This window comes from Acinetobacter sp. YH12049 (assembly GCF_013419875.1).
Classification (GTDB): Bacteria; Pseudomonadota; Gammaproteobacteria; order Pseudomonadales; family Moraxellaceae; genus Acinetobacter; species Acinetobacter amyesii.
In genome coordinates this window covers 1-23755 of the sequence record NZ_VOZH01000002.1, presented here as the reverse complement: position 1 = coordinate 23755, position 23755 = coordinate 1, and the positions used below count along the sequence as shown (strand labels likewise).

20 protein-coding genes are annotated in these 23755 nt (G+C 40.2%); 6 read left to right on the top strand and 14 right to left on the bottom strand.

Going from position 1 to position 23755, the window contains the following annotated elements; genetic code table 11:
- Position 1 precedes the first annotated feature (1 nt).
- Both mutL and tsaE read right to left on the bottom strand, forming a co-directional pair.
- A complete protein-coding gene (mutL, locus tag FTU05_RS00945; protein ID WP_180163936.1) occupies positions 2-2014 on the bottom strand; it encodes a DNA mismatch repair endonuclease MutL in 2013 nt (670 codons plus the stop codon).
- Complete coding sequence (gene tsaE / locus FTU05_RS00940) at positions 2004-2483, bottom strand: tRNA (adenosine(37)-N6)-threonylcarbamoyltransferase complex ATPase subunit type 1 TsaE (RefSeq protein ID WP_180007348.1); 480 nt, start codon at positions 2481-2483, stop codon at positions 2004-2006. The genes mutL and tsaE overlap by 11 nt, the downstream gene beginning before the upstream one ends.
- A 135-nt stretch (positions 2484-2618) precedes the next feature.
- Between tsaE and FTU05_RS00935 the strand changes: the two genes are divergently transcribed.
- From FTU05_RS00935 to FTU05_RS00925, 3 genes are all read left to right on the top strand, one after another.
- Positions 2619-3524 carry a pseudouridine synthase gene (locus FTU05_RS00935; protein WP_180007349.1) on the top strand — a complete coding sequence of 302 codons (906 nt, stop codon included), beginning with the start codon at positions 2619-2621 and terminating at the stop codon, positions 3522-3524.
- A 112-nt stretch (positions 3525-3636) separates the two neighbouring features.
- Positions 3637-3984: a type II toxin-antitoxin system RelB/DinJ family antitoxin gene (locus tag FTU05_RS00930; protein WP_078189014.1), complete on the top strand. Its 348-nt coding sequence runs from the start codon at positions 3637-3639 to the stop codon at positions 3982-3984.
- A gap of 98 nt (positions 3985-4082) precedes the next feature.
- Entirely contained in the window at positions 4083-4526 is a 444-nt protein-coding gene (locus FTU05_RS00925; protein ID WP_168378877.1) for a GNAT family N-acetyltransferase, read from the top strand.
- 133 nt (positions 4527-4659) lie between these two features.
- Here FTU05_RS00925 and FTU05_RS00920 read toward each other — a convergent pair whose 3' ends face one another.
- Positions 4660-5379 (bottom strand): pseudouridine synthase, encoded by a 720-nt coding sequence (locus tag FTU05_RS00920; RefSeq protein ID WP_180163934.1) that lies wholly within the window; start codon positions 5377-5379, stop codon positions 4660-4662.
- A 151-nt stretch (positions 5380-5530) separates the two neighbouring features.
- On the opposite strand from FTU05_RS00920, the gene FTU05_RS00915 reads away from it, so the two are divergent.
- On the top strand, positions 5531-5986 hold the full coding sequence (locus FTU05_RS00915; RefSeq protein ID WP_180010292.1) for a DUF441 domain-containing protein: 456 nt from the start codon (positions 5531-5533) through the stop codon (positions 5984-5986).
- A 32-nt stretch (positions 5987-6018) separates the two neighbouring features.
- On the opposite strand, the gene FTU05_RS00910 is transcribed toward FTU05_RS00915, so the two are convergent.
- From FTU05_RS00910 to FTU05_RS00860, 11 genes are all read right to left on the bottom strand, one after another.
- Positions 6019-7185, bottom strand: coding sequence for a CynX/NimT family MFS transporter (locus FTU05_RS00910; protein WP_257230070.1), 1167 nt, complete (start codon positions 7183-7185; stop codon positions 6019-6021).
- 305 nt (positions 7186-7490) lie between these two features.
- Positions 7491-8501, bottom strand: a complete 1011-nt coding sequence (locus FTU05_RS00905; protein ID WP_180163930.1) for a sensor domain-containing diguanylate cyclase — start codon at positions 8499-8501, stop codon at positions 7491-7493.
- Positions 8502-8755: 254 nt separating this feature from the next.
- The gene (locus FTU05_RS00900) at positions 8756-9022 is read right to left on the bottom strand and encodes a gamma-glutamylcyclotransferase family protein (protein ID WP_257230069.1); all 267 of its coding nucleotides are present in this window, start codon (positions 9020-9022) and stop codon (positions 8756-8758) included.
- Between the two features lie 69 nt (positions 9023-9091).
- The gene (locus FTU05_RS00895) at positions 9092-10012 is read right to left on the bottom strand and encodes a LysR family transcriptional regulator (RefSeq protein WP_078189020.1); all 921 of its coding nucleotides are present in this window, start codon (positions 10010-10012) and stop codon (positions 9092-9094) included.
- Positions 10013-10193: 181 nt separating this feature from the next.
- The gene (locus FTU05_RS00890; protein ID WP_180007353.1) at positions 10194-11180 is read right to left on the bottom strand and encodes an ion transporter; all 987 of its coding nucleotides are present in this window, start codon (positions 11178-11180) and stop codon (positions 10194-10196) included.
- Between the two features lie 148 nt (positions 11181-11328).
- Complete coding sequence (locus tag FTU05_RS00885; RefSeq protein ID WP_180003112.1) at positions 11329-13044, bottom strand: AAA family ATPase; 1716 nt, start codon at positions 13042-13044, stop codon at positions 11329-11331.
- Positions 13045-13140: 96 nt separating this feature from the next.
- Positions 13141-15156, bottom strand: coding sequence for a hypothetical protein (locus FTU05_RS00880; protein ID WP_180163928.1), 2016 nt, complete (start codon positions 15154-15156; stop codon positions 13141-13143).
- Positions 15157-15368: 212 nt separating this feature from the next.
- On the bottom strand, positions 15369-16136 hold the full coding sequence (locus FTU05_RS00875; RefSeq protein ID WP_180163926.1) for a 1-acyl-sn-glycerol-3-phosphate acyltransferase: 768 nt from the start codon (positions 16134-16136) through the stop codon (positions 15369-15371).
- Between the two features lie 11 nt (positions 16137-16147).
- Positions 16148-17263 carry a beta-ketoacyl-ACP synthase III gene (locus tag FTU05_RS00870; RefSeq protein WP_180026928.1) on the bottom strand — a complete coding sequence of 372 codons (1116 nt, stop codon included), beginning with the start codon at positions 17261-17263 and terminating at the stop codon, positions 16148-16150.
- A gap of 30 nt (positions 17264-17293) precedes the next feature.
- A complete protein-coding gene (locus tag FTU05_RS00865; RefSeq protein WP_218953191.1) occupies positions 17294-21211 on the bottom strand; it encodes a DUF3418 domain-containing protein in 3918 nt (1305 codons plus the stop codon).
- Positions 21212-21745: 534 nt separating this feature from the next.
- On the bottom strand, positions 21746-22183 hold the full coding sequence (locus FTU05_RS00860; RefSeq protein WP_180163921.1) for a hypothetical protein: 438 nt from the start codon (positions 22181-22183) through the stop codon (positions 21746-21748).
- A 356-nt stretch (positions 22184-22539) separates the two neighbouring features.
- Here FTU05_RS00860 and ahpC point away from each other — a divergent pair, with 356 nt between their 5' ends.
- Together ahpC and FTU05_RS00850 are read left to right on the top strand one after the other, a co-directional pair.
- Positions 22540-23103, top strand: a complete 564-nt coding sequence (ahpC, locus tag FTU05_RS00855; RefSeq protein ID WP_078193727.1) for an alkyl hydroperoxide reductase subunit C — start codon at positions 22540-22542, stop codon at positions 23101-23103.
- Positions 23104-23394: 291 nt separating this feature from the next.
- Entirely contained in the window at positions 23395-23649 is a 255-nt protein-coding gene (locus tag FTU05_RS00850) for a hypothetical protein (protein ID WP_180163919.1), read from the top strand.
- Positions 23650-23755: the final 106 nt, after the last annotated feature.

Sequence of the window (23755 nt, the reverse complement as noted above, 5' to 3'; positions counted from 1 at the left end):
ACTACTCTCCCCGAGCAAAAAGTTTATCTAGCTGTGCCAATGGAAACGCACGCCACGTCGGACGTCCATGGTTACATTGGCTGGCAAATTCAGTTTGTTCCATCTGACGCAGTAATGCATTCATTTCAGATAGACTTAAAATACGGTGTGCGCGTACAGCGCCGTGACAGGCCATGCCTGCCAATATTTGATCGCGCTTTTGTAGTAACCCTGCAACCTGATCACTTGGGTCTAAATCATTTAATAAATCTGGGATCAACGCATCAAAGTCTGCTTTATGCAAAATGGCAGGAACACCTCGGACAATAACTTGCTCATCGCCATATTGATCTATTTCTAAACCTAGGTGTGCCAATTGTTCTTTGAGCTCATCGACGCGCATCGCTTGCATCCGACTGATACTGACGACTTTAGGAATCAGCAATTGCTGTGATGTCCAAAACTCAGGTTTATCCCAAGCCGTTTTCATTTGTTGTAAAACGATGCGCTCATGCGCAGCATGCATATCAACAATGATTAAACCTTCGGTGTTTTGGGCCAAAATATAAATACCATGCAATTGCGCAATGGCAATCCCCAAAGGATGCTCATCGACTTTCTGCTGAATATGTTCAGCCAAAGAAGTATCAGGATCATTTGTAGACTCAGTTTGACGTAAAGGCGCTAAATAACTTTGCAATGCATTATTGAGCTGTCTGGAACCCCCTATATTTGACTGATATCCGGCGCTATTGTTCGATGCATTTGAATTTTGCTGTGTATACCCTTCTTGCCCTGTTGACGCATGATTTGAAGCATATTGCACAGCAGCCGGCGAACTAAAATCAGTAAGCCCGCCCGCGATCTCTGGACTGACAAAATTTGTGCCTTGCTCTGCAACTGGCTGAGGTTGATGTAATGAAAATTGTTCCTGATGACGCGGCTGCGGAATAATATTTTCGTGTGCCTGCCCATCAAGTTTCATTGCAGATGACAATTCGGCGGTCGCGGTTTGAAATTGCGCTAATGTCGATTTGGCAAAATGGCGGACAAACTCATGTACTTCACGTTGATTTAGAAACCGAATTTCATGCTTGGTCGGATGCACATTCACATCGATATTTTCTGGATCAACTTCCATAAACAACAAATAAGCGGCATGTTGATGCCCATGCAAAATACCGTCATAAGCCATGCGAAGTGCATGTGAAACGGTCTTGTCTTTTACGATACGTCCATTCACATAGACATATTGCATATCGGCCTGCGCACGTGCATCTGAAGGATGGCCTAACCAACCACTGAGACGCATATTGACGCTATCAGCATCTATCCAGTACGCATTTTCAGTAAATTGACGGCCTAATAATTGTTGTACCCGCTGAAAACGGAGCGCGCCACTGTCTGCAATAGGCAAGTTCAGCTTAATACTATTGTTATGCTCAAGGACAAAACGTATATCAAAATGGGTCAGTGCCAAACGACGGACAATTTCTTCGATATGTCCAAACTCAGTCCCCGGTTTTTTGAGGAACTTACGCCGTGCAGGCACATTAAAAAATAAATCTTGCACACGGATGGTGGTGCCTTGCGTCGCTGCCACAGGCTGAATTTCTTGCGAATCAAATGCGGTGCCATTTACTTCGGCCTGATAGCCTACACCGTCATCATTTTGGCTACTGGTCAATGTCAAACGAGACACCGCAGCGATCGAAGCCAAGGCTTCCCCACGAAAGCCCAAACTTACAATGGCATGCAAATCTTCAGCAGTTTGGATTTTACTTGTGGCATGGCGCATGACCGCCAAAGGTAGATCTTCAGGGTGAATACCCCGACCATTGTCTATTATTTCAATCAGTGTACTGCCGCCTTGTTCAATACGAACAATCAGCTCAGTCGCCCCTGCATCAATGGCATTTTCCAGTAATTCTTTGACCACAGAAGCAGGACGTTCAATCACTTCCCCTGCGGCAATTTGGTTGGCTAAGGCAGGATCAAGCGTTCGAATGCGGCGGGCACTGATTTCATTCAGCATGGTTAAATTTTTGCTCCAAAGCGTTTTGCAAAGTTTCTGAAGAAGAGCTTAAAGTCGCTGTACGGGTGGTTTCATCCGCAGACTTTTCAATATTAATAATTAAATCAGCCTCGGGGATTTCGTCGCCCCCTTTAGATGGCCATTCAAATAAAAATAGGGCGTTCGGTGTTTCTAAATAATCACGGATACCCATAAGTTCAAGCTCATAAGGGTCATTCAGACGATATAAATCAAAATGAAAAATATCTTGTCCTTGAATATTGTAAGGTTCAACTAATGTATAGGTTGGACTTTTTACCGCACCTTGATGACCCAAGTGTTGTAAAAAATAACGTGTTAACGTGGTCTTTCCTGCACCCAAGTCACCAATTAAATACGCTACACCCGTCGTAAAATGCGTCGCCAGTACGGTAGCTAAGTTTTGGGTATCGACTTCACTATTAAGTTCCAGACTGAATGAATACTGCATATTACTCACAACATGTACATAAGAATTAAATATGATAGCATCGCACTGGCTAAAATGGATATGTTCACACTACAGATTGAGCATTTTTCATGATGTGTTCTCTGCTTTATTTGCTCAGTTTTTAGATCTTTCTTCATGCACAGTTTTGAATTTACTCCCCCAATGATCAATGGTGTTAGTGCCAGCAAAGTCTTCCTTGACGGTCAACACACGCAAGCCTCTACCGTCTATGCATATTTGTGTGAACAATTTCCTCATATCCAAGCAGCAGAGTGGCAACAACGATTTAAGGATGGATTGGTCTATGCCGCAAATGGTGACGTTTTAACGATAGACAGTCCTTTTGAAGCCAATCGTCATGTTTATTATTATCGATTCTTAGCGCATGAAATCCATGTTCCTTTTGAGCATCAGATTTTGTTTGAAAATGATCATTTCATTGTGGTCGATAAACCACATTTTCTCACCATGAGTCCAACCGGTCAGTATGTACAAGAAACCTTATTGGTTCGACTCAAAAAACAAACGCAGCTTGAACAGCTAACGCCGATTCATCGTTTAGACCGTGAAACTGCAGGTGTGGTGCTGTTTTCCAAATGTGTCGAAAGCCGTGGGCTGTATCAACAAATGTTTGCCACTCGAAACGTTCAAAAAACCTATCATGCCATTGCAGCTTATCGAGATGAATTAAATTTCCCAATCACAACTCGCTATCGCATGGAAAAAGGTCAACCTTTTTATACAATGCAAATAGTAGATGGTGAACCTAACAGCGAAACCTTCATTCAGCTGATCCAGCAGCATGGAAACCGCGCTAAGTATGAATTAAATCCCCATACCGGCAAGCAACACCAACTTCGTGTACATTTAAATGCTTTGGGCATTCCAATTCAAAATGACCCCTTTTATCCAGTAGTACAACATAAGGCAGATGACGATTTCAGCCAACCTTTACAACTACTTGCGAAACATCTTGAGTTTATCGATCCTGTGACAGAGCAGGCTTTTCAATTCAGTTCTGCCTATGAATTGACACTGTAAATCGATTGTCATTACATTAAATTGATAAAATACTGCCAAACTTTCTTGAATTTAAAACAGTTTTGATTAGAATAAATGCGAAAAGTTAAGTATTTTAAAGCTTTCTAAGAATATGAGAAAAACTGAAGTCTACCAAATCCGCCTCGATTCACAGGAAAAGAAACAGGCCTTTGCCGTGTTTAAACAATTAGGCATTACACCTGCACAGGCTGTACGTCTATTCTTTAAACAAGTTGTTTTAACCAAATCAATCCCCTTCTCTATTGAAAACCAAAATATCAATATTGAACAATTGATTAAGTTACGCAAATTAAAACAACAAGAAGCCCAAGCCATTTCAACCACTGAAATTAGCCCTGCGGAATTAGAAATTTTAAATAATGATCCATTATTAGATGATGATCATCTCGACTTGTTTGAAGAGCTCAATGCAATTTTGGGTGAAGGTGACAAAACTTAACACTGTCGCATTTATAAACAATTTATAAATCAACCAATTTCGAAAATTCGATATGCTTCATGCAAGACTGATAAAAATAGCATGGAGTATAGAAAAAAATGATCGTTCGACGCGCAACAGAAGCAGACCTTCATCCACTTGCTGTTTTATTTGATGAATATCGCCAATTTTATGGCACCTCTTCTAATCTTGATATCTCATATAAATTTCTAAGACAACGTTTTGAAAATAATGAAAGCGTAATTTTTATTTGCTTAAAAGATGATGTGATTACTGGGTTTATCTTACTGTATTTGGGCTTTTCATCTGTGGCTTGTTCAACCTACTATATTTTAGATGATGTCTATGTCAGCCCTGTATATCGTCGTCAGGGTTCAGCCAAACAATTGATCGATACCGCGGTTCTCTTTGCTCAACATGAAGGTGCGCTTCGAATCAGCCTCGAAACTCAAAAAAATAACTATCACTCACATCAGCTCTATGAATCGATGGGCTTCATTAAAGATGATGAATTTCAAACTTATCATTACTTTATTCGCTAATGCCTTGCTCGGCATTAAAAACATCATCAACGCATATTAGAAACGCATCTTTAAATAATTAGCAGACATATTTATGGGCTTTAATACCGCACATTCATCCTTCAAATGATGACGTATCAAAGCCCTGTACCTATTACTGTGAATTTAGATTTTCACGAAATTTCGATTGTTCAATTTGCGCTGCATTCAAATAGATCCATTCACCCTCAGCAATATCTTCAAACTTTAATTGTCCTATTTGAGCACGATGTAATGTTTCAACTTTATTGCCGACAGCCGCCAACATCCGCTTCACTTGATGATATACCCCTTGATGGACAGTCATTTGCAATTGATGTGAAGCCAATAGCTGTACATCGGTTGCAGCGAAAATGCCTTTTTCGTTTCGAAGCTCCACGCCTTGTTCTAATTGTTGTATTTGCTCAGGTGTCACAGGATCTGCGGTATGCATCGAATACACTTTGGCAACATGCTTTTTAGGGTGTGTAAGCGCTTGTAGATATTGACCATCATCCGTGAGCAGCAACAGTCCAGTGGTGTCTTGATCCAGTCGCCCGACGCATTGCAGACCACGATTTAACAGCACATCATCAAATAATTCAAAAACACTAAAATGATGGGTTGCCTGATGCGAACATTCATAACCTTGAGGTTTATTTAACGCGATATAAACATGCTCACGATAGGTATAGTCCTGTCCATGCACACTGTAAGTTAAATCATTCAAGTCCAGCTTTTGCTTTGGATTATCTACAATCTCACCGTGTATTTCGACCGCACCATTTTTAATCAACTGTTGGCAATATTTACGCGAACCAAAACCTTGTGATTGCAGCATTTTTTCCAAAAACATAGAACAACCTAATAAACACCATATATTGCTATTTTATACTGAACCACGAGCCAACTTGCAGGAAAAATAGCGGAAATAATCTTGAACGCCAGTTTTTAATGTTTCTGCGCTACACTATTGATTATTTATTGAAGTTTCTCACGAATATCCTATGTCTCAGTTGGATTTAAATCTGATCGTGTTATTGGTGTTATTGGCTTGTGGCATCTTTAGCCACAATACAGCGATCACCATAGCAGCAGGTGTCTTGATTATTTTCCGCATCACGCCTTTAAGTGAATTTTTCCCCTATCTGCAACAATATGGCTTAAACATTGGCATTATTATTTTAACCATTGGCGTACTCACACCGATCGCTAGCGGGAAAATACCCGGCGATTCAATTTTAAAATCCTTTTTAAGTTGGAAATCCCTCGTCGCAATCGCCATTGGCGTCTTTGTCGCATGGCTAGGCGGACGTGGTGTCAAACTGATGTCCAATCAGCCAGATGTGGTTGCCGGACTACTGATTGGGACAGTCGCAGGTGTTGCGATGCTGCGTGGTGTACCTGTCGGCCCACTCATTGCAGCAGGCATCTTGTCGCTACTGATTGGGATTAAACAATAAGGCCGTTGCTGACATAGCGGTTTAACAAAATGTTAATTTGAGCCATGCTGCATTTGAAATAAACGTCGACTAAGCATGATTCCAACGAATGACAACGCTGACATCAAGATCCCCGCCCAAAACCACGCTCCAGTCTGTGAAACTACGGTGGCAATCACGGGAGGCAGAACAAATTGTGAAATGGCAGAGCATTGTAAAATCATGCCGACCGTCGTACTGATTGCCGCAGGATAAGGTGCAAAATGCAGTGATTGCGCAAAGACCGTCGCAGCAACCAAGCCTCCAAAAAGCGAAAAACTAAACACCGTTAAATATTGCAGTAAAAACGGTAACGCATCTTTAGAGAGATAAAAACCTAAGGAGCAAATGATCAAAACAGCAAAACCCAGTTGGACTAAAGTTTTAGCTTGAAAACCACGCTGTAATAGCAGTCCACACCCCCAAGTGCCCACTGCATTCGCAACGGCAACACTGGCTGTTAAAGCACCTGCCAATTCGGCTGAAATTTGATTTTGCGCATAAATCATCGGTAAGAAACCCACCAATGCAAACCATTGCCCTGCATATGTCCCAAAAATGAGCGCCAAAAGCCATGCTGCAGGATGTTTCAAGGTATCCCGAATGAGACCGATAACAGGTGTTGTATTCAGCGCCACATTAGGCTGAGGAATAAACATAGCGATACAGAGTAGTAATGCTGCAGTAATCATAGCGAAACTGAGCCAAACCACACTCCAACCATATTGAGCAATTAGAAATGGCGCAACCAATAAGGCTATGCCCATACCTCCGCCCATATAAGCACTCCACAGTCCCATCTTTGCGCTGATGTGCTGTAGCGGTACAAGCTGACGGATAAATGCAGGCCCTGTGAGTGTCACCAATAAGAAGCCAAATCCTTCTATGACACGCAGTAGCAACAAGACATCAAAGCTTTGTGCAAAGCTCCCCCATGCACTTGCTATCGTCAATAGACTTAAGCCCAATAAGATACACAGTTTAAATCCAATTTTTTGGATATAACTACCAATCAACAATGCAAAGCACATTCCTGCACCCTGTACTAGTGAGAGCAATAAACCAGACTGAATAAAGCTAATGCCGAGTTGCTGTTGTAATACAGGTATTGCGGGCGGTAGTTTCCCGATATGCATTGCAGCAATAAAACCTGCCGCAATAATGAATAAATCTTTTGACATCCCTTTCATTGAATTGTCATGCTCTTTTCGCCATGCAATAGTGCACAGCTTAACAATTCAAAATATTATTTTGAGTCAAAAAACAAATGACCTTAGATGATTTTTCAATTATTTAATCATCTTGCACCGTCACATGCTAAGCGCACTTTGATTTAAATTAAACAATGATATTCCGTGATGTCATCTGCAATTGTTTGAGACAACACGTATTCCCATCAAAAATGTTTTTTCTGATACTTTCAATAATTTGGCGGTAGTGAAGGAATTCACCTGCATAACAATTAGTGAATTATTTAAGCAGTGAGTTATTCAATATTTACTTGTTTCCGTTCACGCTTATTGGCGTACATTTTCAAATCAGCCATTTCGACCAATTGATCGATGGATTCGGCATCCTCTGGAAATAAAGCCATGCCAATACTGGCACCAATTTTCAAGCTCATTTGCTCGAATGCAAATGGCAGTCCGCAACTTTCTGCGATTCGATTCATCGCCGTTTGCGCACGCTCTAAGTTGGCAATATTGGTTAAAATCACAGCAAATTCATCACCACCCAAGCGTGCAACCAAGTCATCTTGACGCGTTTCACGCAAAATGCGCTGCGCGATTTCTTTCAGTGCAGCATCCCCAATGCGATGTCCAAACTGATCATTAATCGGCTTCAGACCATCCATATCAATCATCAAGATACCCAACACTTTTTTCTGCGCACGTGCTTTTTCTATCCCTTGGCGTAAAAAGTCGACAAACAAAGCCCGATTAGCTAAGCCGGTTAAGCTATCTTGCGTCGCCAATTTATATAGCTCTGTCGTACCGAAATGTGTCGCATGGTACATCGCCGCAGCGATCAACTCAGACATCAAACTTAATATATGCAAGTCGGCTTCCTGAAAGGCATCGACTTGGTCAGAGTAAATCTTTAAAACACCGACACCTTCATCACAATGAATCAATGGCACTACTGCCATCGAACGCAATCCAACACGTTGACATGCCACGCGATCTACCCGTGCATCTGTTTCCGAATCTTGGCAATACAGTGTTTGTTTTTGTGCAATACATAGACCTGATAAGCTGTTTTCAATATGAAGTCTTAAACCCAGTAAATGGCTCGCCCCGCCAGACACTGCACGATAGACCATATCACCATCTTCAGCCAACTCTACAACTGCACCTTTAGCGTGTGTAATCTGCTGCGCCTGTTCTGCGACCACGGTCATCACTGCATTTAGATCTAAACCCAGTTTGGCAATAGCTGTCTGCGTTTGAATCACAGACATGAGTTGAGTTGGTGAAGGTTCTATAGTATTCGGCATGATTGAGTTCAAACAGGGTTCAATGTGAGATACAGCTCAATTCTAAAAATTATTCATCCACTTGTATAGCAATCTTAAAGTGATTTCTGTGCATTCAAGCACTTTAGATACAACTCTTTCAAATACTGGTCTTCGAAAGAAAATGCACTCAAGGAAACAACAGAGCAAGCAGAATCATCGATACATATATCGAAGGTTGGGGAAAGTCATGATGTATGGATGGCCCACGTATTTTACGACTCTCCCTCACGATATTATTTCAAGGCATAAATTTCACTCTGCATCCATTCTCCGCCTTCCAGTTGTACATCGACAGCAACACGTTGATATTCAGTACCTTCAAATTCATCTAAAGCAGCCCAATGAGCTGCTAAGTTTTCAGAGATAAAAACATAGCCTTCAATGGCTTGACCTGCCTTCGATAAACGAATGCCCGGACTGCCCATCGCCGCACCCCAGCCTTTATCTTCTAATTCACCCCACACCACACCTTTCTTCCACTCGCCACCAATGCGATCCATCACGTGAGCATTGGGCTGACCTAGACGTCATGTCCCGTATACAAAAAGACTCTGAGTCATAGCTCCTCCTTAGTTGGAATAATATTGATTGCGTTTTTGTGAGAATTTGGCCAACTGTTTTAGGAAGCCTTCAAAATAGCTTTTTTCAGCCTCTTCGGTACGATAACCGGCGTACAAAGTTCGTCTTAAACCTTCAGGTGAAACACAATCTAAACGTCGAGAGGTCACCCAACCTTTTTGTTCATATTCATTTACCACCCAATCTGGTAATGCCGCAATGCCACGACCGCTTGCAACCAACTGAATCAGCATCTGGGTCAAATCTGTGGTACGGACGTGTTTAGGCTGAATATTGGCCGGTAAAAATAATTTCGCCATGATATCTAAACGATGTTTATCGACCGGATAGGTAATCAGCGTTTCTTCTGCTAATTCTTGAACAGTCACATTTGTCGCACGAACCAATGGATGTGTATTGGACAATACCAAACGAGACTCATATTCAAAGATAGGGAAATATTCCACACCTTTTAAATTGATTGGGTCTGCCGTAATCAGAAGATCAAACTCGCCTGTTTGTAATAGTTCATGCGGATTGGCTTCAAAGCCAGAGGCAAAGTCCAAATCTACATCGGGGTATTGCTGACGGTAGACATTCAATAACGGCATCAGCCAATCAAAACAACTATGACATTCAGAAGAAAAAATAATTCGGCCGGTTTGACCATGCACAATACGTGTAATGTCCGATTGCGCAATTTGAACTTGCGGCAAAATATCATCAGCAAGGCGTAGTAAACGTTGCCCAACATTCGAAAAGGTCACAGGACGTGTGCGTCGGTTCACCACCTCTACCCCATACCAATGATCTAGCTCTTTCAACTGGTGTGAAAGTGCAGAAGGCGTTAAACACAGATCATTAGATGCAGCGACCAAAGAACCGTGTTCTCTGAGTGCCAATAAGGTTTTGAGATGGCGTAATTCCAACATAATGAGTTCCACAAACGACATACTGAATGAGCTGAAAATCAGTATTTTTAAATTATATTTATCATATCATGATATTTATGAATCATATTCATCATAAATTTTATTTAACTATTTTTTATTCACATGAATATACTTCATCAAGTTTTACTGAATCATCTTTAGCTAATGTGTTTTTTTCACATTACAAATCAGGTAATTTTTTTCCACAATGCGGGCAATATGCATACTGCTCACGCTCCTGCTTTAATGATTCCTCTTTTTGCTCACGTAACAATTGCCAAATAATATCCTGTGTTTGCTCACGGGTTAAACCCACTGTTTTTCGGATTTCTTCGATTTTTTCAGGCTCAAGTACAAAATCAATTTCACGATTTTGAATCAACTCACGAAAACTGAGTTCTAATTGTTGTTTGCGTTGCTCCAATTCATGTGCCAAACCATTGGCTAAAATACCTGCTGGCAATGCTGCCAAGCCAACCCCTAATATCGTAATCATTGCACCTAATATCCGCCCAACAGGGGTTATCGGTGTTACATCGCCATAACCGACCGTCGTTAAAGTAACAACAGCCCACCACATGGACGCAGGAATAGAACTAAAGACCTCTGGCTGTGCTTTACTCTCAACTAAATACACCCCAGCTGCGGCCATAATAATCATAATAAATAAAATAAAAACAACAGCTTGAAATGAACCTTTTTCACGTTCAATGACACGTAACAAAATTTGCAACGACACAAAATATCGAGTTAATTTTAATAAACGCAGTAATCGTAAAATACGTAAAAAACGCAAATCAAAATGGACAAAGAAATTTAGATATGCAGGTAAAATTGCCAATAAATCAATAATTGCGCCACCACTTTTTACCCAATTCAAACGATTACGCCAAGCGGAGTAAAATGGGTCTTTATCTGCAATCGACCAAAGCCTCAATACGTATTCAACACTAAATACAATGATTGAAAAATTTTCAAAAAAATCAAAGTAAACTTGATAAGACAAATAAATATCATTGACCGATTCGAGTAAAACCGCAGCAGCATTACCTAAAATCAGCAATATCAAAGCATAGTTGAGAAAATGACTAAATTTAGTTTCATAATCATCATTATGTAAATTGTTATAGACAAATTTACGCAGTGAATACCATGCACTAAAAGTCATAATTCAAATCGTTAGCAAATTAACTTGCTACAGTGTAAACCATCGCTTAGGAAAAATACGAATCCTTTAGACAGTCTACTGTTAAATCTATTGAACGATATTAACCACACTTTATTCATCAGTATTTTTCGTATGCACCATATATCCATTATTCCACAAATAATAAAGCCAAACGAACTTGGTCATATCCCATGCGTGGACTGGTTAACTCCACAATTGGACGCAACTTAACCGTGCCGTCATCATTATAATGTGCTGGGTCTTGTCGTTTCGCCAAACGTTTATAGATTTTACGCACCTGCTCAACCACGTCTTCTCCCGGATGTGCCACCGAGATATCTAAACCTTGCTCTTTTTGCAGACGAGCCAAATGGTTAATAATCGTAGCTGGTGTTAAACCACGCTCCACAGCAATATCCTGAATTTCATAACCTTCCTCAAACAACTCCCGAGTTTGATCTAAAGTCGCTGTGGCAAAGCTTTGTTTTGCACCAGTTTTGGCTATTTTCTTTTCATTGCGCTCGATTTCCACTTCATTCAGCGTTCCACCACAATGACGAATAAAGGCTTTATGTTGTACGGTTAAATCAGCCTCTGCAAAATTGGTTTCCGCTTCATCAGAGAGTTCCTGAAAGCGTCGATCAGCTTTAATGGCCAAACTGTCGAGTTCTAAGGCTTGTTCATTAAAACCAAGTAAACGCAAACCATCTAATGTTTTTAAACGCGACAATGCCACATAACCCTGACCTTTCTCAAAAGTATGCGTCAAGTTAATTTCAGCCGCTGCCAGGGTCATCCCTTGAGATTTGTGAATGGTGATCGCCCAAGCCAAACGCAGTGGAATTTGTTGGAAACTGGCAATGGTTTTACCATCATCATTATCGACAGACCATGTTTCAGGTTCTACCACCAAGGTCGTGCCATCAGTGAGTTTTACTTTAGGCAAGATGCCATATTCATCATCTTCTTCAAAACCTATCACTTCACCGAGGCTGCCATTGATATAGCCCACGTCAAAGTTGTTTTTTACAAACATCACTTTGGCATTTTTCTTTAAGGTCAAAGTTTCCGGCGCACGCACTGAAGATTTTAAGGTTTCAATCAGTTTGTCATTACCATCGCATTGAGCATCAAACTGGCGAGATTCCTGTTCAATTTCATTTAGATGTTTATAGTTAATACTATCTACATCCATATTATGGGTATACAAGCGCGTAAAGGTTTCACCTATATTTTGTGAACTTGTCTGCCTTAAAGCATGCAAATGATCGCCCGTAATTTGCTGAGCACGAATCGCATTTAGAATATCATTGAGATAGTCATTACCCTGACGATGTTGTTCGGTCAAATAACACACGCGAAACTTCGCTTCTACCCATGCCTCAGACATAAAGCAAAACTTGTCACGGTTTAATTCACCTTTGCGTCCCACAGGGGGTAACTGGAAGAAGTCACCTGCAACAATGACTTGAATCCCCCCAAAAGCATCTTCACTGTCTTTAAAAAATTTTAAAACTTTATTCACCAAGTTTAATTGCTTGGCATGCAACATCGAAATTTCATCGATGATTAAAACTTGGGCATTTTCCAAATGCTCTTTTAAATATTTACGTTCTTTTAAGCGCTTTAACTCATCTTCGGAAATCGCATCTTTAATCCCAATCCCTGCCCATGTATGAATTGTCATGCCATTCATATGGGTTGCAGCAATCCCTGTAGAAGCCGTAATTGCCACCGGCACTTTGCGCGCTTTTAGATAATTGATGTACTGATTTAAAGTATAAGTTTTACCTGCACCAGCCGAACCTGTTAAAAACACATTTTCGCCTGCTTTGAGCAGCTTGAGTGCAGTTTCCTGTTTCATAAGACCTATACCGTAAAAGAACGGCTATAGCCTAACGATTTTTGACTCAAAAGTTAAGCGCACAACACAGTTTACTAAATCCGTATTTCGCCAATCTTACTTTAAGCTATTGAACCTATTTAAAAATTCTTTGGCGATATTTACTTTTTCTATTTCTGCTTGGGTATTATTTGAATACTCGAGTTGATCAAAAACCAAAATGTGGTTTTGCACATGACAGCCCAAAGTCATCGATACATGCAAAATGGGATGGTACATATGAAAAGCCACATACGCCCCTACCATAATACTGGCGCTATAACTTGATGCCAAACAATGTTTAAAGTGAATAGATTCATCAATAATTCGATCGATGGTTTTTAATTCTTCAAAGACCCACTCTTGAAAATAGATTTCGTCTTCTGTTGTAAATGGCTGCCAGACTGTTGTCTCAAATTTACGCTTTAATTGAGTTAACACTTCTTGCTTTTGTTGCTTAGCATGCCAATGCACTGCCTGATGAAAGACCCCATTCCACGTAATATTTTTAGGCACTGTATGACCTGTAGAATAAGTCGCACTGACATAGTCACGCACATAGGCATCAAATACAGATACTCTTAAATTGGCATGTTTTAAATAAAATAAATTTCGAAAATCCTGCAGTTGAATTTTATGTTGTCGTAAAACATTTAAAAACTGGCGATTTTCTTGGGTTTCTGGACGAATAAAATCCATCAAAGCCTGTGGTAAATGCTGCGTACAACGTAATAAATGCTGCAGATACGCCTGCATAATACGGCTCAAGGGTAGATAGACTTTTTTTATGGCCTGATCCTCTGCACCCAAAACCTGTCGCATTAAGATCAACCACTCATCTAAATACAAAATTGATGGGCTAATGACAACGCGATGATCATCGTGCGGCTGATATTTTCGCTGTAAAACAAACTGTAGATTTTTTTCATGATTAAACCAATCATGTTCATGCGCAATCGTATGACAATTTTGAATAAATAAGCGCGCTGCAACAAATTGAAAATGTTGTAAGGTTGTAAGAATCAATGCGGGATGAATATGCTGCGTATCGACAAAACTTAATGCCGTCACAGCCACTCGTACATTACTGTGTTGAAAATTACGACTCAGCCAATCCAACACTTCGACTGACTGCTTGAACATCCATCGCACTGCACGGTTGTTATCGAGTAAAGGGAGTTTTCCACATTTTTTTTGCCAAATTGCTGTAGCTTGCACAAAATTACTGTGGCTTAATATGTCCTGCTCTGCCCAAACATCCCGATGCATCAAACGAATAAAACCCAACAAATTGGGACGCTCATATGCATGGTCGAGCAACAAAATAATATCTTCTATATGTTCATTTAATTCTTGTAAATTGAACCGATCTTCATAACTCAAACTCATGATCCGATAAATCGTCGGATCTAAAAATTGTGCCGTAGCAAAACAAATCTCGTCCAAACTATCCATTAACAGTTGTATCGGCAATATTTCAGCTTCTGTAAGTGAATGAAGCGCAAACATCTGCTCAATCTTTTGCATCAACCAATGTGGTAGACAGATTTGGCATTCGATATAGGTTTGTAATAGCGGTGTCTGATAAATCTGCTGCTCTTGCATTAGCTGATCAAAAATTTGCGCTTCAACTGCTGTCATCTGTGCTAAAAACTGCTGAACACGCGCTGGCCCATTTAGATGTTGAAAAATCGACTGTAAGATCAATTGTCTAAATTGCTGTGCTTTTTCTCTGAGCAAGAGTGAATGTTGCGGCTTTAGGTCGCCAGTAAAAAAATACAATTCATGAAATAAGAAATCTTCTACTACTTCAATACATGGCACTGTCGTATGCAATTCAGCAATTTTGATGGGTCTAAATGGACTTCTAGGAAACTGATAGCCAATCGATTCACGACTTTGTAGCTGTAAGGTCCACAGTCCATTACACAGTTGAATGCGGTGCTGCTCTTGTTCAATTTTAAAGATATTTTGTGAATTGAGTGCTGTAGCAAGATCCATTTGCTCTTGATACAACTGCTTTAAACTTGGAGATATTCGAATAAGTTGCCGAGCAATATGCTCAAGCTGCGGGGTCAAGCTTTTCTTTTCCATCTTCCGCCCTAACGATCGTTGATTATTTTTCAACCTTCACTATAGTCAAAGTTTAATGCTCCGACTACTGCCATTAATCAGCCGAATAACTGTACAAAAGGTCAATACAAAGGCGTTCAATAAAAAAATCTAAAAGCTATTGTTGTGACAAAATTCACCATAATTTTGAGCTGTGACGAATAAAAATGAATGAAGTTGAAGAGTAGTCACTATTATTGATCTGTAGAATATTGTTCTGAACGGATTTTCTTAAGCTGTTCTATCGCATTGTAAATATCTTGTTGTAGTGCCTCTCGATAGAGCTTTAAATCCTCCACACTCTGAATATGACTCAAACTTTGACGGGGTAAAAATTGAAAATAGAATGGAATGCGCTTGGGGATAATACGCTTGGGTAAAGACGGAATCACATCACCATGACGTAATAATTTATCGATTTTTTGTATTTTTAATAGTTGTTTAAACCAACGATGTTCAACAATCACACTGGCATCAAAACCCAGTTCAAAGACTTCATCTCCACCTAAAGCGGCAAAAGGCACGATATCATAATTAAATTCTTGCGCCAGTTTTAAAAAGCCATAACGTTGCTTCCAAATCAGTTGATAGGCTTCGCCTTTTCGCTTCAAAACCTCTCGACCACCACCGGGAAAAACTAAAATGGAATAACCTTGTTGCATCACAGTTCTGACATAGTCCTGAATACCTTGGACTGCACCGAACTTTTTGACCATGCCACGCCAACCGGGCACATAAAAATGGCTATGATCAGCGATACTGACCACAGCCACTTTATGTTCATTGTAGAGATAATCAATAATCAACGGTGAATCGAGTACACCGTAAATTGTATGATTCCCTACATACATTGCAGGTTTTGATGCATCAATATATTCAGCGCCAAAAAAGGTCGGCGTGAAATACATGCGGGATAAAGCGCTTAAACGCTTTATCCATTTTGCATCATGTTCAACCTGCAAATGTGCTGACCTTAGGCAGCATCATGTTTTTGAACAAGTACAGAACCTACTGAGTAGCCTGCACCAAATGAGCAAAGCACACCGTATTCGCCATGGTTTACTTCATTTGCTGTACGGTGCAACGCAATAATGACACCTGCTGATGAAGTATTGGCAAATTCATCAAGAATGATTGGTACAAGGTCTGGCTGAGCATGTTCTTTACCCACAACCAGTTTCAGAATCAATTCATTCATGCTGGCATTTGCTTGGTGTAACCAGAAGCGTTTTACATCTGTTGCCGCAATTTTATTGTCATCCAATTGCTTGGTGATCATTTTCGCCACTAATGGACACACTTCTTTAAATACTTTACGACCGTCTTGACGGAAACGGTTGTTGTCGATGTCAGCATCGACTTCACTCATATTTAAGTAACCGAAGTTGTTACGAATATTGTTTGAGAACTGTGTAAACAGGTCAATATCCAACACTTCAAAACCAGCTTTGGTTTCAGTTTCTTCAATGATCGAAGCCGTTGCAACGTCACCAAAGATAAAGTGACAGTCACGCATACGGAAATCTGTATGCCCAGATGTAATCTCAACGTTTACCAATAACACGCGACGAGCGCCTGATTTGATCGCGTCATAGGCTTGCTTGATACCAAAAGTTGCAGCTGAACATGCAACGTTCATGTCATAGGCATAACCCTGAATACCCAACGCAGTTTGAATTTCAATTGAAACGGCTGGATATGCACGTTGAATGTTAGAGCATGACAAGATCACAACATCGATGTCTTCAGCAGTCACACCCGCATTTTCCATCGCTTGCTTTGCAGCAGCTACGCCCCATTCCGCTTGTAGCGAAATTTCATCATTTGGACGCTCATGTAACACTGGGCGTAAACGTTTTGGATCTAAAATACCGCTTTTTTCAGCAACATAACGTGCTTTCACGCCAGACGCTTTTTCGATAAATTCTGCACTTGAACCACGGCGCGCTTCTAGCTCACCGGCTTCAATTTTTTCAGCATTGTCGCTGTTGTACTGTTCCACATAAGCATTTAAAGCTTCAACTAACTCTTCGTTAGTAATTACGTCTTCTGGATGATAAAGACCTGTACCCGTAATGCGGATGCCCATGTAAAACTCCTTTTAGAAATTACCTATATCTTAACTGATTCCGAGCTTATCCCATACTTTTTGCAAGCGGGATGGAGAAATTGGCATCTTGGTCTTCATTGGTTGAGAGAAAATAGAGATGCGTAACTCCTCAACCATGAAATACAATTCTTTAAGGCGAGTGTCATTTTTAAACTTAAATAATTTTTCCATCCATGGGTCAACTTGATCAATGGCAGAATTGTCCCTTTGTAGGTTATTTGGCAAGCGGTCTAAACGCAAGACTAATGCCTTCAAATATCTTGGAAATTCGAGCCACACATCGGAAGTTTTGCCATAAACAAAATCTGAAAGTTGCATCAAATCGAGTTGATCTTCAATGTCATCAATGTTCTTTCCAAACACAGAATCATCTAAAACCAACAATTTCCGACGTATATCCTGCCATTGAATATAGGTTTCAGTTAAAACGGCTAACGCTTGCTGCCCATGGGTTAAGAAAGATTTCTTTACATTTAAAATTAGGTTTTGGTACTCCTGCACATTGACAGGTAGCTCATTTATTGCAAGCTGAAGTGTGGCATAAACTAACATTTGCTCTAGTTTTGCTTTGTCACCTAGCGGTGAATAAGCCAATGCCAAGGGTTTAGAAATCTGTTTTTTCAACTGACGAACTAAGTCCCCCAGCTGCATATGAACCAAACGAATGATCCCTTCGCGGTGTTGTTTGACTGCTTCAAATTGGTCATTGAAAGTCTGAATCACCACACCAGATTCGTCTTTGGCATCCAACTCCGCAAAGCCTTTGACTGGAACAAGCGCTTGGTATTGTTTCACCAGCACACCCGTGACTTTTTGTGATGCTTCGAACACAAAATTATCAGGGAAGGTTTTAAACTCACCTTTTAACTGTTTGACTGGGCTATGAGTTTCAGTACGACAGCGAGCTTTGAGTTCATCTAGGTCACGACCTTGCTCAATCACACGGCCTTTTTCATCAATGACTTTGATTAAAGGCAGCAGATATTGCTCAACGCGTTCCCAAGAAAAGTCCTTATCTGTGATTTGCTCACCACGCAGTTGGAACGCCAAGAAACTAAAAATATGCTCGCGCAAATGCACGGCATCGACACGATCCATCAATTTACGCGCTGTATCAGGTATTGGCACCAAGTGACGGCGCTTATCTTTTGGCAATGCTTTAAGCAAGGCCTCAATCAGGTCTTGTCGCCAACCGGGTATGCCCCATGACCAAATATTTTCATCCACTTGCGGCAAAGCTTGAACTGGAATTTTAACCGTTGCGCCATCTTCATCATGACTTGGGTCAAAACGATAACTTGCAGCCAAACGCAGCTCACCATTGCGTAGGTAGTCTGGAAATTGCTGAGTCGTTGGACGGTCATTCATCCAAAGCGAATCATCATCGATAAATAAATGACGCGGATTTTGCGGTTCTACCGTTGCACGCCAGTCTTCAAAACTACGACGACTTGCCACCTCTTCAGGCACTTTAGCAGCATAGAACTGGTAGATGGTTTCCTCATCCACCACCAAATCACGACGACGCAGTTTATCTTCAACGCGCTCAACTTCTTCGAGTTTTAATAAATTGTGTTTTAAGAACGGTGGCGTAATACCCAAATGTCCCGTCGTCAACGCATCTCGTAGGAAAATTTCATGCGCCGCAGGATGATCCACTTTTTCATAATTTATTTGACGACGTGGCTCAATAATCAAACCAAACAAAGAAATTTGATCATAGGCATTGACTACACCAGATTTTTTTGACCAATGCGGTTCAAAATAATGATGCTTCAATAAATCGCCTGCAGCCAATAGAATCCATTCAGGTTCAATTTTCGCCAACGTTCGAATATATACCTGAGAGGTCTCAACCATCTCAAAAGCCATGACCCAAGGTGTATTGGTTTTATGCAAGGTTGATGCAGGGAAAATACGTGCCTTTTGCTGACGCACCGCCATGAACACGTTACGTTCATCGGTTTTGTTGGCAATAAATGAAAGTAAACCCGTTAATAGCGCACGGTGCAGATTTTCATAATTGGCCTTCTTTTCATTAAAGGACAGTTTTAAGCCTTGAGCCAAATCCACCAATTGCTCATGGGTTTTTTTCCACTCACGGAGGCGTAACCAACTAAGGAAATGGTTGCGTGCAAAGGTTCGACGCTTATTCTCACTCATGTCACGGTTAGCAACCAAAGCTTCCCATAATTTGATATAGAACAAGAAATCCGAGTCAGCTTCACGGAACAAAGCATGTTTCTGATCGGCCTGCATTTGTTTATCCGCAGGACGTTCACGTGGATCTTGTACCGCTAAAGCAGCGACAATAATCAAGACTTCATTTAATACGCCAAAATGCGCTCCACCCAAAATCATCCGTGCAAGACGCGGGTCGATTGGCATTTTTGCCATTTGCTGACCAATTTTGGTTAAACCACCACCCTTCGCCGGAGGAAGTCCCCCTTTTGTAAAGGGGGATTTAGGGGGATTACTTTCAATAGAATCTCCCCCAACCCCTCTTTGCGAAAGAGGGGCTTTCCCTTTCTCAACCATCGCCCCAAGCTCAATCAAAAGCTTACGACCATCATTCACCAAACGATGATCTGGCGGCTCAATAAAATCGAAGTCTTCTAATTCACCAAAGCCCAAACTTTGCATTTGCAAAATAACCGAGGCCAAGTTGGTTCGTTTAATCTCCGGTTCGGTAAATTCAGGACGACTCATAAAGTCTTCTTCTGAATACAGTCGAATACACACGCCCGGTGCAATACGACCACAACGACCTTTACGCTGATTTGCTGCCGCCTGTGATACAGCCTCAATTGGTAGACGCTGTACACGTGAGCGATAGTTATAACGGGATATCCGTGCAAAGCCACTATCAATTACATAGCGAATATTTGGCACAGTTAAGGCAGTTTCTGCCACGTTGGTGGCAATAATAATCCGTCGCCCACCGCCTGATGGATTGAAAATCTTTTGCTGTTCTGCCAAAGCCAATCGAGCATATAAAGGTAAAACTTCGGTATGTCGTGGCCCAAACTTTTGCAGTGTTTCCTGTAACTCACGTATTTCTTGTTCAGTGCTGGCAAAAATCAAAATGTCGGCATGTTCAGGATGACCTTTTTCCTGCGCATCTTGAAAACATTCTTCTACTGCCGAAACCACGGCACGGGGTAAATTTTCTTCAAAATCGTCAAATTCATCATCATCACTACCGACAATGCTCAGCTCTGAAATCGGACGATAACGCAATTCTACAGGGAAGCTTCGACCTTCCACCTCAAAAATAGGTGCCCCATTAAAGTAATTCGAGAAGCGATTTACGTCTAATGTCGCTGAGGTAATAATAACTTTGAGATCTTTACGACGTGGCAAGAGCTGTTTGAGATAGCCCATGATGAAGTCAATATTTAGCGAACGCTCATGCGCTTCATCGATAATAATCGTGTCGTATTTATTTAAGAATCGGTCATTGGCCAGTTCTGCCAATAAAATACCGTCGGTCATCAAACGAACGATTGAATCTTGTGAACCTTGTTCATTGAAACGAACTTTAAAGGAGATCGACTCTCCTAGCTTTTCGCCCACTTCTTCTGCAATACGTTGCGAAACGCTACGTGCAGCCAGTCGACGGGGTTGAGTATGACCAATCAAACCCGTTAAACCACGACCTGCAAGCATTGCAATTTGCGGTAACTGCGTGGTTTTACCCGAACCGGTTTCACCTGCCACAATAATCACTTGATGCTTTTGAATCGCGTCAATCAGTTTGTCTGCATACTGCGTAACAGGTAAGTCTTGATTTAATTTAATATTTGGAATGCGGGCAATCCGTTCGCGCACTTTCGCATTCGACTTTTCAAACAAATCTTGAAATTTTTCAGGATTGGCTTCTTTGCCTTTTTTCAGCCGACTTAAGCGATGGCGATCACGAACCATGACCAATTGATCGACATTTAACTGACTTGGCACAGATGCATTATCCTAATAATTAAAAATAGAACCGAATATTTTACGCTGTATGTAAAAATAGTGAAAGATGAATCTATTTTTTGCGTGCCTGAAACCAATAGGTAAAGCCGAACAGAATAAAATGATAAAAAACTCAAATTGCGACCAATAACCAATAATTGCCACATGCTTCAATACTGCCATGTAATGGCTGATAAAATGGCACTGTATAAAATATACTCAATGGCACAATTAAAAACATCAATAAAGTGATGATCAAGAAATGATGAACAGATTTTGCTAAGCACAAAAAATTGAGAATAAAAAGCAAATCAACGCAATAAAAATAAATAAAAGAGGTTCATCCGATGAAAAACCATTCATTTCAGCTTAATAAATAATTTGATTCGGGCTAGCACCTTGAATTGAAAGCACATTCTTGATTCATCCAGTACAGAAAAATAAACCCACATGCTGACTAGAATAGGCAACTCAAGCTTATCCATTTGGATGCTTTATCCATTAGGTTTCAGTCCCATAGAAAATATAAATGATACTAAAAACAATAAATATACTCTGCCCGATCACCCATGCGAACAACCAACCATTATGACAATAAACAATACTGTCATAGATAATTTTTGAAATTGAAGCAGTTTCTATCATTAAAATGATGATGAATTGAAAAATCGCATATAGCCATAATATAACCACATACCAAGCACGTCTAAATGATAGCAACAGTGGGAAAAAAAAGAAGATTCCAACGATTCCCATGGTACTCAATAGCATAGGATCATCTGATGAAGTTCCAAATAGTTCATTAAAGTAGGTCGCTTTTTGAGGTTGCAAGTATTCATAGATACATAAATTTGTACCTGTGTCTTCAACTTTAAGAATACATAGTGATGCAAGTGCAAGACTGAGAATGGCAATGATACGAAAAAATTGACTGAGCACCTGATCAAATCTGGAATCATTTTTTGTTCATGCCATCTTATATGAACAAATTCTATAATTTGAAATATTTTTTATAACTTTTTTAGAGATCACCCTTGAAATCTTATGCAACAAGCATCATGTTGGTTACAGACTTTAAAAAGATGATTTTGTCATTTTACTTTCAACTTTATATGGCATTGATATGGCTTATATCGAATGAAATAATGATAAATAATCGTTATTGCTGAAATAGTTCTGGAGTGTACTAATTCGGATTTTCCGATATTAGTTATGTAAAAATACTATTTCAGCAATAAGAAAAATTTCTGTACCCTATTGGAAATCAAAAACAAACCTCAATCATGGAGACAATGATGAGCTTAATTAATACTGAAGTTAAACCGTTTAAAGCACAAGCATTCCAAAATGGTCAATTCATCGAAGTAACTGAAGCTGATCTTAAAGGTAAATGGTCTGTTGTATTCTTCTACCCAGCTGACTTCACTTTCGTTTGCCCAACTGAACTTGGTGACCTTGCTGACAACTATGCAGAATTCCAAAAACTAGGTGTTGAAATCTACTCAGTTTCTACTGACACTCATTTCACTCACAAAGCTTGGCACGATTCTTCAGAAGAAATCAAAAAAATCCAATACGTAATGGTTGGTGATGCGAACTGGACTCTTGCTAAAAACTTTGACGTATTAATCGAAGCTGACGGTCTTGCTGATCGTGGTACTTTCGTTATCGATCCAGAAGGTAAAATCCAAATCGTTGAAATCAACGCTGGTGGTATCGGTCGTGATGCTCAAGAACTTCTTCGTAAAGTTAAAGCAGCTCAATACGTACACGCTCACCCAGGCGAAGTTTGCCCAGCTAAATGGAAAGAAGGCGACGCAACTCTTGCTCCTTCAATCGACCTAGTTGGTAAAATCTAATACAGATTAGATTGAACTGATTCAAAAACCACGCTTTTAGCGTGGTTTTTTTGTGCCTATTATTGGCGAGCAAGTACCTCTTTGCACCCTACGTAGTTCACACTTTATTCATACAGCTATAACGCCCTAGCACTTTCCACATATCTGTAGATATTCATCAAGTTAGAACTTACACAAATATAATAAAAATGCGCCGCAAACCTGATTATCTAGGCTTACATCTTTGCCTGTATTTCAGTATTTTTAACATGAATTTTAGGTCAATTGCTTATTTCAGGAAGATGTAAGCCCATGAAAAAATTTTTCGTCTCGATCAGTTTAATTTTATGTTCGTTTACGACTTTTGCTGCCGTGAATTGCGATGGTGAAATTAAATACCAAAGTATTCGTGAAGATATTAAAGTCAAAAAAAATTGTCAGCTTGAAGGTTTAATTGTTCATGGCAATGTGATTTTAGAAAATGGCGCCAGTGTTGAACTGCATGACAACCACATCAAAGGCAATATTGAATCTAATAAAAATTTTCTCTGTACACGACAAAAATAGATAACTCATTGAAATAATGTCACAATAATTGTTTTCTAACGACGAATACTATGACACATCTCAATGAGTTATATCTTATCTTAAACAAATCTCTAAAATGGAACAA